This is a genomic window from Vibrio sp. 10N.261.54.E10, from assembly GCF_002877735.2.
GTDB lineage: Bacteria > Pseudomonadota > Gammaproteobacteria > Enterobacterales > Vibrionaceae > Vibrio > Vibrio crassostreae_C.
The window spans coordinates 2,078,313-2,092,454 of sequence record NZ_MCXE02000001.1 but is presented as its reverse complement, the minus strand read 5'-3'; the positions used below and the strand labels follow the sequence as shown (position 1 = coordinate 2,092,454).

12 protein-coding genes are annotated in these 14,142 nt (G+C 45.6%); 9 read left to right on the top strand and 3 right to left on the bottom strand.

What is annotated here, in order from left to right:
- The first annotated feature begins 73 nt into the window (after window positions 1-73).
- Window positions 74-832: a Nif3-like dinuclear metal center hexameric protein gene (locus BCU07_RS09085; RefSeq protein WP_102428736.1), complete on the top strand. Its 759-nt coding sequence runs from the start codon at window positions 74-76 to the stop codon at window positions 830-832.
- 248 nt (window positions 833-1,080) lie between these two features.
- Here BCU07_RS09085 and BCU07_RS09080 read toward each other — a convergent pair whose 3' ends face one another.
- Window positions 1,081-2,370, bottom strand: coding sequence for a citrate synthase (locus BCU07_RS09080; protein WP_017061949.1), 1,290 nt, complete (start codon window positions 2,368-2,370; stop codon window positions 1,081-1,083).
- Between the two features lie 416 nt (window positions 2,371-2,786).
- Between BCU07_RS09080 and sdhC the strand changes: the two genes are divergently transcribed.
- The 8 genes from sdhC (at window position 2,787) to sucD (ending at window position 12,402) form a co-directional block, all read left to right on the top strand.
- Window positions 2,787-3,179 (top strand): succinate dehydrogenase cytochrome b556 subunit, encoded by a 393-nt coding sequence (sdhC, locus tag BCU07_RS09075; RefSeq protein ID WP_017061948.1) that lies wholly within the window; start codon window positions 2,787-2,789, stop codon window positions 3,177-3,179.
- A complete protein-coding gene (sdhD, locus tag BCU07_RS09070) occupies window positions 3,173-3,520 on the top strand; it encodes a succinate dehydrogenase, hydrophobic membrane anchor protein (RefSeq protein WP_010436768.1) in 348 nt (115 codons plus the stop codon). The genes sdhC and sdhD overlap by 7 nt, the downstream gene beginning before the upstream one ends.
- Window positions 3,521-5,287 (top strand): succinate dehydrogenase flavoprotein subunit, encoded by a 1,767-nt coding sequence (gene sdhA, locus BCU07_RS09065; protein WP_017061947.1) that lies wholly within the window; start codon window positions 3,521-3,523, stop codon window positions 5,285-5,287.
- A gap of 12 nt (window positions 5,288-5,299) precedes the next feature.
- Window positions 5,300-6,013: a succinate dehydrogenase iron-sulfur subunit gene (locus BCU07_RS09060; RefSeq protein WP_010436773.1), complete on the top strand. Its 714-nt coding sequence runs from the start codon at window positions 5,300-5,302 to the stop codon at window positions 6,011-6,013.
- Window positions 6,014-6,110: 97 nt separating this feature from the next.
- Window positions 6,111-8,927, top strand: a complete 2,817-nt coding sequence (gene sucA / locus BCU07_RS09055; protein WP_017061946.1) for a 2-oxoglutarate dehydrogenase E1 component — start codon at window positions 6,111-6,113, stop codon at window positions 8,925-8,927.
- Window positions 8,928-8,948: 21 nt separating this feature from the next.
- Window positions 8,949-10,157, top strand: coding sequence for a 2-oxoglutarate dehydrogenase complex dihydrolipoyllysine-residue succinyltransferase (gene odhB, locus BCU07_RS09050; RefSeq protein ID WP_017056410.1), 1,209 nt, complete (start codon window positions 8,949-8,951; stop codon window positions 10,155-10,157).
- Window positions 10,158-10,363: 206 nt separating this feature from the next.
- Window positions 10,364-11,530, top strand: coding sequence for an ADP-forming succinate--CoA ligase subunit beta (sucC, locus tag BCU07_RS09045; protein WP_010436793.1), 1,167 nt, complete (start codon window positions 10,364-10,366; stop codon window positions 11,528-11,530).
- Window positions 11,530-12,402, top strand: a complete 873-nt coding sequence (gene sucD / locus BCU07_RS09040; RefSeq protein ID WP_017061945.1) for a succinate--CoA ligase subunit alpha — start codon at window positions 11,530-11,532, stop codon at window positions 12,400-12,402. Before sucC ends, sucD begins: the two co-directional genes overlap by 1 nt.
- 114 nt (window positions 12,403-12,516) lie before the next feature.
- Here sucD and znuB read toward each other — a convergent pair whose 3' ends face one another.
- Entirely contained in the window at window positions 12,517-13,302 is a 786-nt protein-coding gene (znuB, locus tag BCU07_RS09035; protein WP_017061944.1) for a zinc ABC transporter permease subunit ZnuB, read from the bottom strand.
- Window positions 13,302-14,081: a zinc ABC transporter ATP-binding protein ZnuC gene (gene znuC / locus BCU07_RS09030; protein ID WP_017061943.1), complete on the bottom strand. Its 780-nt coding sequence runs from the start codon at window positions 14,079-14,081 to the stop codon at window positions 13,302-13,304. Before znuC ends, znuB begins: the two co-directional genes overlap by 1 nt.
- Between the last annotated feature and the right edge of the window lie 61 nt (window positions 14,082-14,142).

The window sequence follows — 14,142 nt, the reverse complement described above, 5'->3', positions numbered from 1 at the left end:
ATCGTGGGGCTTTCGACATTCTACCCGTAAATTGATATAACGACGTTATTATAAAGGTAAGCTGGAAAGAAAAATGATTAACTTACAATTAGAAAAGCTACTTAACGAAAAACTGCAGCCACAGCAGATTAAAGATTACTGTCCTAATGGTCTTCAAGTTGAAGGCGCGACAGAAGTGAAGCGAATCGTTACTGGTGTAACAGCTTCTCAAGCCTTGATTGATAAAGCGGTAGAACTGAACGCAGACGCTTTGTTGGTTCATCACGGTTTCTTTTGGAAAGGTGAGTCAGAGGCAATTCGTGGCATGAAGGGCAAACGCATTCGCACTCTGATAAAGAATGACATTAACCTTTTGGGTTATCACTTACCTCTCGATATCCACCCTGAACTTGGTAACAACGCCAAACTCGCTGAACTGCTTGATATTGAAGTAGAAGGTGGCTTGGAAGGGCACCCACAATCGGTTGCTATGTTTGGTAGATTAAAAACACCAATGACAGGTACTGAATTCGCAGAAAAAATCGATCAAGCTCTAAATCGTAAACCACTGCATATCGCTCCAGAAAACCAAGACAAAATGATAACGACCGTCGGTTGGTGTACTGGTGGTGGTCAAGACTACATTGAGCTAGCGGCTTCTCAAGGCATTGATGCTTTTATTTCTGGTGAAATTTCTGAGCGCACTACTTACTCAGCACGCGAGCAAGACATTCATTATTTTGCTGCTGGCCACCACGCGACTGAGCGATACGGTGTAAAAGCGTTAGGTGAATGGTTAGCGGAAGAACATGGCTTGGATGTTGAGTTTATTGATATCGATAACCCAGTTTAAGAGCAGATGCGAGATAAGGGGTACGAGTCGAGTGTATGCGTCGTTCTCTAGAATTGAGCAGGTAACCTGTATAGTTTATCTGCTCGCTTAAGGAGATCCCCAACTCATTCGTCCCTCGTTCTTGGGGATGACGATATTATTTTATTCGTTCACTTCGCATTCTTGAGGATGACGAAGTTGAGAGCGTACAAAAGAAAAGGGGTTGATGTTCTCACATCAACCCCTTTTAACATTATGATTTATAGCAACTATTCACGTTCGTGAAGTGCTTTAAAGTCACGTTGTTCTTCACCAGTATATAGCTGACGAGGACGACCGATACGGTTCGTCGGATCGCTGTGCATTTCGTTCCAGTGAGCAATCCAACCGATGGTACGAGACATCGCGAAGATTACTGTAAACATAGATACTGGAATACCGATTGCTTTCAGAATGATACCTGAGTAGAAATCTACGTTCGGGTATAGCTTCTTAGAAACAAAGTACTCATCAGAAAGAGCGATACGCTCAAGTTCCATCGCCACGTCTAGTAATGGATCTTGGATGTTTAGCTCTTTAAGCACTTCGTGACACGCTTCGCGCATTACTGTTGCACGTGGGTCGTAGTTCTTGTAAACACGGTGACCGAAGCCCATCAAACGGAATGGGTCATCTTTGTCTTTTGCTTTCGCAACGTATTCTTCAATGTTATCTACGCTACCGATCTCTTCAAGCATGCGCAGACAAGCTTCGTTTGCACCGCCGTGAGCTGGGCCCCAAAGTGATGCGATACCTGCTGCGATACACGCAAACGGGTTAGCACCAGATGAACCAGCAAGACGCACTGTAGACGTAGAAGCGTTCTGTTCGTGGTCAGCATGTAGAGTGAAAATCTTATCCATTGCACGAGCAACGATAGGGTTCACTTCATACTCTTCACATGGGTTTGCAAACATCATGTGTAAGAAGTTTTCTGCGTAGCCTAGGTCGTTACGTGGGTAGATAAACGGCTGACCGATTGAATATTTGTAACACATTGCAGCCAGTGTTGGCATTTTTGAAATCAGGCGGTATGCCGCAATTTCACGGTGTGTATCGTTGTTGACATCAAGTGAGTCGTGGTAGAACGCCGCTAGAGCGCCTACAACACCACACATTACAGCCATAGGGTGAGCGTCACGACGGAAGCCGTGGAAGAAACTAGCGATTTGCTCGTGCACCATAGTGTGACGTGTCACGGTAGTCTTGAACTTTTCATATTCAGCTCGAGATGGGGCTTCACCGTAAAGAAGTATGTAACATACCTCTAAGTAATCAGCGTTATTGGCAAGTTGGTCAATTGGATAACCACGGTGTAAAAGAATACCTTTTCCACCGTCAATAAAAGTGATTTGAGACTCACAAGATGCAGTGGCAAGAAAACCAGGGTCAAAAGTGAAAAAACCATTAGAACCTAGTGTACGAACATCGATCACTGGAGTACCAAGTACACCTTCCGTAATCGGCAGCTCGATTGGCGCTTGACCTTCAATGTGAAGGGTAGCTTTCTTATCCGCCATAACAATCTCCTTTGTTTATTATTAATCCGTCCAGGATGTTTATGTGCCATTTTTTTACTGGTCTTACGTGGGAAAGTCAATTTTTCTACAGCTTTGTGTGCACTTGTTAGTGTTTTTTACATTAAATTCGTTAAAAATCTGGTCTGTGTAGCATTATTTGTTACATCAATTGTATTAGAATGTTGCCAGCCGTATAGTGGCGCTGAAAAGTTTGGTTAAAACCTTATAAATGCAAGGCTAAGAAGAAATGTGAGGTGTCTTTCTTAATCGAGCAGTTAACAATTATTTTACAATTATCTAAGGCTCAACTTCAGTTATTTGTTAAGTTAATGTTAAATTTTGAAGGTTTGCAATCAAATTTTGTCCATAACAATATCATAAGGTTATTTAATGACCATAATGCTCAATGGAGCTGAGTGAGCAAGCCCGTGAAAGAAAGAAAGACAAGACCTGTTAATTTAGATTTACAGACCATCCACTTTCCAATCACAGCAATAGCTTCCATCCTACACCGTGTGTCTGGGGTGATAACTTTTGTCGCGATTGGAATTTTGCTTTGGTTACTATCCATTTCCCTCTCATCCCCAGTAGGCTTTGCCGAAGCTAGCGACATTGTCGATGGTTTCTTCGTGAAGTTTATTCTGTGGGGCATTTTAACCGCTTTGGCTTACCACATTGCTGGTGGTATTCGTCACCTTCTTATGGACCTTGGTCACTTTGAAGAGCTGGAATCTGGCGCGAAGAGCGCTAAGGTTGCATTCGCAGCAACAGCGGTATTGTCTCTACTAGCGGGGATCTTAGTATGGTAAACAACGTTTCTACTTTTGGTCGTAATGGTGTCCACGATTATCTATTGATTCGTGCTACTGCCATCATTATGACGCTTTACACTATCTACCTAGTTAGCTTTTGTGCTTTCTCTGGTGATATCTCTTACGCATCTTGGACGCAATTCTTTGGTGGAACCTTCACTAAAGTCTTCACCATGTTAGCGCTTACTTCTGTTTTGGTTCACGCGTGGATCGGCCTATGGCAAGTACTAACTGACTACATCAAATGCGCAAAACTGCGTGTTGGTCTTCAAGTCGGTGTTGTTGCAGTTCTTCTTGGATATTTCTTCTCTGGTCTGTTTATTTTGTGGGGTGCGTAAGTGACTATTCCTGTTCGTGAGTTTGATGCCGTAGTGATCGGCGCTGGTGGTGCAGGTATGCGTGCCGCACTGCAAATTTCTGAGCAAGGCCTTTCTTGTGCATTGCTTTCTAAAGTTTTCCCTACTCGTTCTCATACGGTTTCAGCGCAAGGCGGCATCACTGTTGCTCTTGGTAACGCGCATGAAGACCATTGGGAACAACATATGTATGACACAGTAAAAGGTTCTGATTACATCGGTGACCAAGACGCTATCGAATACATGTGTAAAAACGGTCCTGAGTCGGTAATCGAACTCGAAAAAATGGGCCTGCCTTTCTCTCGTTTTGAGAACGGTACTATTTACCAGCGTCCTTTCGGTGGTCAATCTAAAAACTTTGGTGGTGAGCAAGCGGCTCGTACCGCAGCTGCAGCCGACCGTACTGGTCACGCACTGCTTCATACGCTTTACCAACAAAACATTAAACACAAAACGACGGTTTTCTCTGAGTGGTATGCACTGGATCTTGTTAAAAACGAAGATGGTGCAATTTTAGGTACTACCGCGCTTTGTATGGAAACGGGCGAGGTTTGCTACTTCAAAGCGAAGGCAACAATCCTTGCGACTGGTGGTGCTGGTCGTATCTACGCATCAACAACCAATGCACACATTAACACTGGTGACGGTGTTGGTATGGCGATTCGTGCTGGCGTTCCTATGCAAGACATCGAAATGTGGCAGTTCCACCCGACGGGTATCGCTGGTGCAGGTGTATTGGTAACGGAAGGTTGTCGTGGTGAAGGTGGTTACCTTCTCAATAAAGACGGCGAACGCTTCATGGAACGTTACGCACCAAACGCTAAAGACTTAGCGGGTCGTGATGTTGTTGCTCGTTCAATGATGGTTGAAATTCGTGAAGGTCGCGGTTGCGATGGCCCTTGGGGTCCACACATCAAGCTTAAGCTTGATCATCTAGGTAAAGAGACACTTGAATCTCGTCTTCCTGGTGTATGTGAACTTTCTCGTACCTTTGCTCACGTTGATCCAGTGAAAGAGCCAATCCCAGTAATCCCGACATGTCACTACATGATGGGTGGTGTTCCAACACAAGTTTCTGGTCAAGCTATTAAGCAAACCGAAGACGGCAACGATGTTGAAATCCAAGGTCTCTTTGCTTGTGGTGAAATCGCATCAGTATCAGTACATGGTGCCAACCGTCTAGGTGGTAACTCACTGCTTGATTTAGTGGTATTTGGTCGTGCGACAGGTCTACACCTAGGTGAGACACTGAAGAAGCAAGACGAAGCGAAACCTGCAACTGAAGCTGACATTGAGCGTTCACTAGAGCGTTACAACCGTTGGGAAAACAGCACAGACGGCGAAGATCCAGCGCAAATCCGTAAAGATCTTCAGCAATGTATGCAGAACAACTTCTCAGTATTCCGTGAAGGCAAAGCAATGGCTGAAGGCCTAGAAGAGCTAAAAGCGATTCGCGAGCGTCTGAAAAATGCACACCTATCTGATAAGTCTACAGAGTTCAACACTCAACGTATCGAGTGTCTAGAGCTTGAAAACTTGATGGAAACGGCATTCGCAACGGCTGTTGCTGCAAATTTCCGTACAGAGAGCCGTGGCGCACACGCTCGATTCGATTTCCCTGACCGTGATGATGAGCAATGGCTATGCCACTCACTTTACAACCCAGAGTCAGAGAGCATGACTAAGCGTGGTGTAAACATGGAACCTATCCATCGTGAAGCGTTCCCACCAAAAGCACGTACGTACTAAGGAGATATGACCATGAAACTGAATTTCTCTTTATATCGTTACAATCCAGATGTCGACCAGAAACCTTATATGAAGGAATACACTCTAGAAGTGGATGAAGGTTCAGACATGATGCTTTTGGATGCGCTTATTCTGTTGAAAGAGCAAGATCCAACAATCTCATTCCGTCGCTCATGCCGTGAAGGTGTATGTGGCTCGGATGGTTTGAACATGAACGGTAAAAATGGCCTAGCGTGTATCACGCCATTGTCTGCGCTTTCGGGCCAAGACAAGATTGTGATTCGCCCACTGCCTGGCTTACCCGTTGTTCGTGACCTGATTGTAGACATGACTCAGTTCTACGATAACTACGAAAAAGTGAAGCCATTCTTAGTGTCTGATGGCAATGTGCCACCGGCTCGTGAAAACTTACAAAGCCCTGATGAGCGTGCTCATTTAGATGGATTGTACGAATGTATCATGTGTGCATGTTGTACAACGTCATGCCCATCATTCTGGTGGAACCCTGACAAATTCATCGGACCAGCAGGCCTGCTTGCAGCGTACCGTTGGCTAATTGATAGCCGAGATACAGCGACAGACGAACGTTTGTCCGATCTTGATGATGCATTTAGCGTTTTTCGTTGCCATGGCATCATGAATTGTGTAAGTGTTTGTCCTAAGGGATTAAATCCGACGAAAGCTATTGGTCACATCAAGACCATGCTAGTGAATCGTTCGGTTTAAGTTATATAAAAATTGCCGCCCTAGAAGTTTTGGGGCGGCCTTTTAATAGCTCGGCATAGACCGCAGCAAACGTGAAAACTACTGGTTAAGGGAAAATATGCACAACGGCGTGATGAAGGCATGGCTCGAGTCTTCACACTTGGCTGGCGCCAATGCAACGTACGTAGAAGAACTCTATGAACTGTATCTAAGTGACCCAGATTCGGTAAGTGACGAATGGAGAAGTGTTTTTGAAGAACTGCCTGTGCAAGCTTCAGAGACAGTGGAACAACCACACTCTCGTGTTCGTGAATACTTCCGTCGACTCGCTCAAGAAACAAAGCATTACAGTGTCCAAGTTAGTGATCCAGATGTCGATGCGAAACAAGTAAAGGTTCTGCAACTTATTAATGCCTATCGATTCCGAGGGCATCAAGCAGCAAATCTAGACCCCCTAGGTTTATGGAAAAGAGCGACAGTTGATGAACTGGACCCTTCTTTCCACACTCTTACCGAAGATGACCTCAATGAGACGTTCAACGTCGGCTCTTACGCCATTGGCCAAGAGACGATGGTGCTTAAAGATCTCTACAAATCTCTAAAGCAAACGTATTGTGGCTCTATTGGTGCTGAATACATGCACATGACAAATACAGAGCAAAAGCGTTGGATCCAACAACGTTTAGAGTCTGTATCTGGTCAACCCTCTTTCAACAAAGAAGAAAAGCAAGCTTTCCTAGAAGAGCTAACTGCTGCTGAAGGTCTTGAGCGCTATCTTGGTGCGAAATTCCCAGGCGCAAAACGCTTCTCGTTGGAAGGTGGTGATGCTCTTATCCCAATGACGAAAGAAATTATTCGTCATGCTGGCGGACAAGGCATGCGTGAAGTTGTTGTTGGTATGGCTCACCGTGGTCGTCTAAACATGTTGGTCAACGTGCTTGGTAAAAAGCCACAAGACCTGTTTGACGAGTTTGCGGGCAAGCACGATGACACGTGGGGTACTGGTGATGTGAAATACCACCAAGGCTTCTCTGCGGACTTCGCAACGCCAGGCGGCAACGTTCACTTAGCACTAGCATTTAACCCATCTCACTTAGAAATCGTAAACCCGGTAGTTATCGGTTCAGTACGTGCACGTCAAGATCGCCTTGGTGATAATGATGGTAGCCGTGTACTTCCAATTACTATCCACGGTGACTCAGCTATCGCTGGTCAGGGTGTAGTACAAGAGACGTTTAACATGTCTCAAGCTCGTGGTTTCTGTGTAGGTGGTACGGTTCGTATCGTTGTAAACAACCAAGTTGGTTTTACAACGTCTAACCCTCGCGATACACGCTCTACGATGTACTGTACCGATATCGCGAAGATGGTTCAGGCTCCGATTTTCCACGTTAACTCTGATGATCCAGAAGCGGTTGCGTTTGTTGCGCGTCTTGCATTGGATTACCGTAATACGTTTAAGCGTGATGTTGTTATTGATTTGGTTTGTTACCGTCGCCACGGTCACAATGAAGCCGATGAGCCGAATGCAACACAGCCTTTGATGTACCAAAAAATCAAGAAGCACCCAACACCACGTAAGCTTTACGCTGACGTGCTAATGGAGCGCGGTGAGTTTGGTATTGATACAGCAACTCAGCTAGTTAACGAATATCGTGATGCACTTGATCACGGTGAAGTTGTGGTTAAAGAGTGGCGTCCAATGGCACTTCACTCAGTAGACTGGTCTCCTTACCTAGGTCACGACTGGAACATCGAGTGGGATAACAAGATTGATATCGAGCGCCTGAAAGAGCTTGGTACCAAACTTTGTCAATACCCGGACAGCCACAAGCTGCAAAGCCGAGTAAATAAACTGTACAACGATCGTACTGCCATGGTGAATGGTGAGAAACAAGTCGATTGGGGTATGGCTGAAACTCTGGCATACGCAACACTTGTTGACGACGGTAAGCGTATTCGTATCTCAGGCCAAGATTCAGGTCGTGGTACGTTCTTCCACCGTCACTCAGTACTGCACAATCAATCAGATGCAAGCACGTATGTTCCTCTTGCGAACATTCATGATAAACAAGGGCCATTCCAAGTGTTTGACTCTGTGTTATCTGAAGAAGCGGTACTCGCATTTGAGTATGGTTACGCGACAGCAGAGCCAAGCGGTCTAACCCTTTGGGAAGCTCAATTTGGTGACTTCGCAAACGGTGCACAAGTTGTTATCGACCAATTCATTTCATCAGGTGAGCAAAAGTGGGCACGTCTATGTGGTCTAACTATGCTGCTTCCTCACGGTTATGAAGGCCAAGGCCCAGAGCACTCTTCTGCACGTCTTGAGCGTTACCTTCAGTTATGTGCTGAACAAAACATGCAGGTTGTTGTTCCTTCAACACCAGCTCAGGTTTACCACATGATTCGCCGTCAGGTTGTTCGACCAATGCGTCGTCCACTGATTGTAATGTCACCTAAGTCATTGCTTCGTCACCCTCTGTGTACTTCTTCTCTTGAAGATTTGGCAGAAGGCACGTTCCAACCAGCTATCGCAGAAATTGATGATCTGGCTCCTGAGAACGTAAAACGCGTCGTGTTCTGTTCAGGTAAGGTTTACTTTGACCTGCTTGACCAAAGACGTAAGAACGAGCAAGACGATGTCGCTATTGTACGTATTGAGCAACTTTACCCGTTCCCTTATGAGGACGTGAGAGCTGCCATCGCACAGTACACAAATGTAGTCGATTACGTTTGGTGTCAAGAAGAGCCACAAAACCAAGGTGCTTGGTACAGTAGCCAACATAATTTCCGAGCTGCTATCCCAGTAGGCGCTGATATTCAATACGCAGGTCGTCCTGCATCAGCATCACCAGCTGTTGGCTATATGTCAGTACACTTGAAACAACAAAAAGCGTTAGTTGACGACGCTTTGACCCTACTTAAGAACTAGAAGTAAAAGGAAAATACGCACATGACAATTGAAATTCTGGTTCCAGATTTACCTGAATCTGTGGCTGATGCAACAGTTGCTACTTGGCACAAAAAACCGGGCGAAGCGGTTGCACGTGATGAAGTCATTGTAGATATCGAAACAGATAAAGTAGTTCTAGAAGTACCGGCTCCTGAAGCGGGTGTTCTGGAAGCTATCATCGAAGAAGAGGGTGCTACGGTACTTTCTAAGCAGCTTTTGGCTAAAATCAAGCCGGGTGCTGTCGCTGGTGAACCAACGAAAGACACCACTGAAGATACAGAAGCATCTCCTGATAAGCGCCATAAAGCTGCGCTAACAGAAGAGAACAACGACGCACTAAGCCCAGCTGTTCGTCGCCTGCTTGCTGAGCACAACCTACAACCAGCTGACGTTAAAGGCACTGGTGTTGGTGGTCGTATTACTCGTGAAGACATCGACGCACACCTAGCAGCAGCGAAAGCGGCTCCGGCAGCAGCATCTGCACCAGCAGTTGAAGCGCCAGCAGCGGCTCGCAGCCAAAAACGCGTGCCTATGACTCGCTTGCGTAAGACAGTTGCAAACCGTCTTCTAGAAGCGAAAAACAGCACAGCAATGCTGACTACTTTCAACGAAGTGAACATGAAGCCAATCATGGACCTTCGTAAGCAGTACAAAGACCAATTCGAGAAGCGTCACGACACGCGTCTTGGCTTCATGTCTTTCTACGTGAAAGCAGTAACAGAAGCGCTAAAACGTTTCCCAGAAGTGAACGCTTCTATTGATGGTACAGATATCGTTTACCACAACTACTTCGACATCAGCATGGCGGTATCTACGCCACGTGGTCTAGTGACTCCAGTACTCAAAGACTGTGACACACTAGGTTTCGCTGATATCGAAAAAGGCATCAAAGAGCTAGCAATCAAAGGTCGTGACGGCAAGCTAACGGTTGATGAACTGATGGGCGGCAACTTCACTATCACAAACGGTGGTGTATTTGGTTCTCTAATGTCTACGCCAATCATCAACCCGCCTCAAGCGGCAATTTTGGGTATGCACAAAATCCAAGACCGTCCAATGGCTGTTGATGGCAAGGTAGAGATTCTACCAATGATGTACCTAGCGCTTTCTTACGACCACCGTCTAATCGATGGCCGTGAATCAGTTGGCTTCCTAGTGACCATCAAAGAGCTTCTAGAAGATCCTGCACGTCTGCTATTAGACGTTTAGTATCGCTAAAACGTCTAGTTAACCCCGTTAGCTAGACGTAAAAAGTTTCAAAGGCTAGGCTGCTCAACGTCTGGCCTTCAATTGAACTGTAAAGCCATTAGAAAATGGACAGCAGTTGTTTTGAGAAGACCCTACAGACGTAACACAGGAAACTGTGTCGTTATGGAAATAATAATCCCTTAAGGGAAAATAAACGGAATATCAAAATGAATTTGCATGAATACCAAGCCAAACAGCTGTTTGCAGAATTCGGTTTGCCTGTACCAGAAGGTTTCGCATGTGATACTGCACAAGAAGCTTTCGAAGCTGCAGGTCGTATCAGTACAGCCAAGAAAGTCGTTAAGTGTCAAGTACACGCTGGTGGCCGCGGTAAAGCGGGCGGCGTAGAGCTACATGACACCAAAGAAGGCGTTAAAGAGTTTGCACAAAAGTGGCTAGGTAAAAACCTAGTGACTTACCAAACAGACGCTAATGGTCAGCCTGTAACTAAGATCCTAGTTGAAGAAGCATCAAACATTGCTAACGAACTTTACCTAGGTGCTGTTGTTGACCGCGCAACGCGTAAAATTGTATTCATGGCGTCAACTGAAGGCGGTGTGGACATTGAGAAAATCGCTGAAGAAACTCCAGAGTTGATTCACCAATCAGCGATCGATCCTCTAGTAGGCCCTCAAGCTTACCAAGGCCGTGAACTGGCGTTCAAACTTGGTCTAGTTGGCGATCAAATCAAACAGTTCGTTAAGATCTTCATGGGTCTTGGCCAAATGTTCTCTCAGTACGACCTAGCTCTACTAGAAATCAACCCGCTTGTCATTACTGGCGAAGGCAACCTGCTTTGTCTAGACGGCAAGATCAACATCGACTCAAACGCGATGTACCGTCAGCCTAAACTACGTGAAATGCACGATCCATCTCAAGAAGATGAGCGCGAAGCACACGCAGCACAGTGGGAACTGAACTACGTAGCACTAGATGGTAACGTTGGCTGTATGGTTAACGGTGCAGGCCTTGCGATGGGTACGATGGATATCGTAAACCTACACGGCGGCAAGCCAGCAAACTTCCTTGATGTAGGCGGCGGCGCGACAAAAGAACGTGTAGCTGAAGCATTCAAGATCATCCTTTCTGATGACAATGTTAAAGCAGTACTCGTAAACATTTTCGGTGGCATCGTTCGTTGTGACATGATCGCTGAAGGTATTATCGGTGCAGTTAAAGAAGTCGGCGTAACAGTTCCTGTAGTTGTTCGTCTAGAAGGTACAAACGCAGACCTAGGTCGCGAAGTACTTGCTAATTCTGATGTTGATATCATTGCAGCTGAATCTCTAACAGATGCTGCTCAGAAAGTTGTTGCTGCTGCGGAGGCTAAATAATGTCTGTATTAATTAACAAAGACACTAAAGTAATCTGTCAGGGTTTCACTGGCGGTCAAGGTACATTCCACTCAGACCAAGCTATCGCATACGGTACGCAAATGGTTGGTGGTGTTTCACCTGGTAAAGGTGGTCAAACTCACCTAGGCCTTCCAGTATTCAACACAGTACGTGAAGCGGTAGAAGTAACTGGCGCAACAGCAACAGTTATCTACGTACCAGCTCCTTTCTGTAAAGATGCAATCCTAGAAGCGATTGATGCAGGTATCGAACTGATCGTAACGATCACTGAAGGTATCCCTACAACAGATATGATCGACGTTAAAGTGAAGCTAGAAGAAACTGGCGTTCGCATGATCGGTCCTAACTGTCCAGGTCTTATCACTCCAGACGAGTGTAAGATTGGTATCATGCCTGGTCACATCCACAAGAAGGGTAAAGTAGGTATCGTATCTCGCAGCGGTACTCTGACATACGAAGCAGTTAAGCAAACAACAGATGAAGGCTTTGGTCAGTCTACATGTGTTGGTATCGGTGGTGACCCTATCCCAGGTTCAAACTTCATTGATATCTTGAAACTTTTCCAAGAAGACCCAGAAACTGAAGCAATCGTAATGATTGGTGAAATCGGTGGTACTGCGGAAGAAGAAGCGGCTGATTTCATCAAAGCAAACGTAACTAAGCCAGTTGTATCTTACATCGCTGGTGTTACTGCTCCTCCGGGCAAACGTATGGGCCACGCAGGCGCAATCATCTCTGGCGGTAAAGGTACTGCTGAAGATAAATTCGCAGCACTAGAAGCAGCAGGCGTTAAGACTGTTAAGTCTCTTGCTGACATCGGTAAAGGCCTACGTGAAATCACGGGTTGGTAATCAGCTGGCTTTTATCGATTGAGATAGAAGTTAATTGAAACGATATTAAAAAGGCTTGGTCACTGACCAAGCCTTTTTTTATGTTTTCGAGATACGAGATCGTACTGCTAAGTGCTAAGCTCGACTTCTAACCATTTGAGATAGCATAAACATTGCTGCCGCACTGATAACCACAGACGGGCCAGCAGGCGTATCATAGAACCAAGACAAGCTTAATCCACCGAATACAGCGATAGAGCCAATAATTGATGCAAGGAAGGCCATCTGCTCAGGTGTGCTCGAGAACTTCCTTGCCGTTGCTGCAGGAATAATCAGTAGCGATGTCATGATTAACGCACCAACAAACTTCATACCGACAGCAATCACGATACCGACCAATAGCATCAGAATCAGACGCATTAAATCAATGTTGATGCCATCAACCGCCGCGAGATCTTCGTTAACCGTCGTTGATAGTAGTGGTCGCCAAAAGATAGCAAGTACTAATCCAATCACAGCAGCACCCGCATAGATGAACACTAAATCCGTTGGAGATACTGCCAGCAAGTCACCAAATAGGTAGCTCATTAGGTCAACACGAACGTTATCTAAGAAACTGACAGCAACCAAACCAAGTGATAGCGCACTGTGCGCCAAAATACCGAGTAGGGTATCGGTCGCGACCAGCTTTTGTTTTTGTAAAGTCACTAGCAACACGGCCAGCATCAAACAACAAATCAGCAGCGCGAAATACAAGTTAATGTTGAACAGAAAGCCAAGTGCTAAGCCCATCAAAGAAGCGTGAGCAAGCGTGTCACCAAAGTAAGCCATCTTACGCCACACCACGAATGAACCTAGTGGGCCTGCAATTAGTGCAATACCCAAACCCGCCAAAATAGAGGGAAGAAGAAACTCAAGCATTAGTGGTGTCCGTGTTTATGGTTTGAACATTCATGCACGTCGCCTTCGACAGGCTGGCCTGCGAGATCATGATGGTGATGTTCGTGTTGGTGATGATAAAACGCTAGCGTCTCTTGGGTCGCGGTGCCAAAGAGCGCAATATACGAAGGATGGTGTTTGATGTCTGCAGGTGCGCCTGAGCAACAGATGTGGTGGTGTAAACAGATAACATCGTCTGTTTTTGCCATCACTAAATGCAGATCGTGTGAAACCATAAATACGGCACAACCAAAGCGGTGGCGAATGGTGTCAATCAAGTCATACAGGTCTATTTGCCCTTGAACGTCGACGCCTTGAGCCGGTTCATCGAGAACCAGTAGATCTGGTCTTCTTAGCAATGAACGAGCAATGAGCACACGTTGGTTTTCTCCGCCAGATAGCTGGTGCATGTTACTCTTCTGCAGATGTTCAGCACCAACAAGCTTCAATGCTTCAAGGATCTCTTGCTGACTGAAATTGCCAGTGAGTTTTAGAAAACGCTCTACGTTGAGCGGTAGGGAATCATTGAGCTTTAATTTTTGTGGTACATAGCCAATTTTCAGTTTTTTAGCTTTTGTTATTGTGCCTGAAAATTTGGTCTGTAAACCCAGTACCACTTTTACTAATGTCGACTTTCCTGCACCGTTTGGCCCAATCAGGGTGGTGATTCTGCCGCGCTCTAAATTTAGAGAGATGTTGTCTAGAACTTTTCGACCGTCAAATTCGACGCTCACAGAATCTAGTTGGATTAAGTTATCCATGAATAGAACTCATTTGCAATTCGCTAATGTTATAATGTAACATTTACCTCAAGCCTAAGCT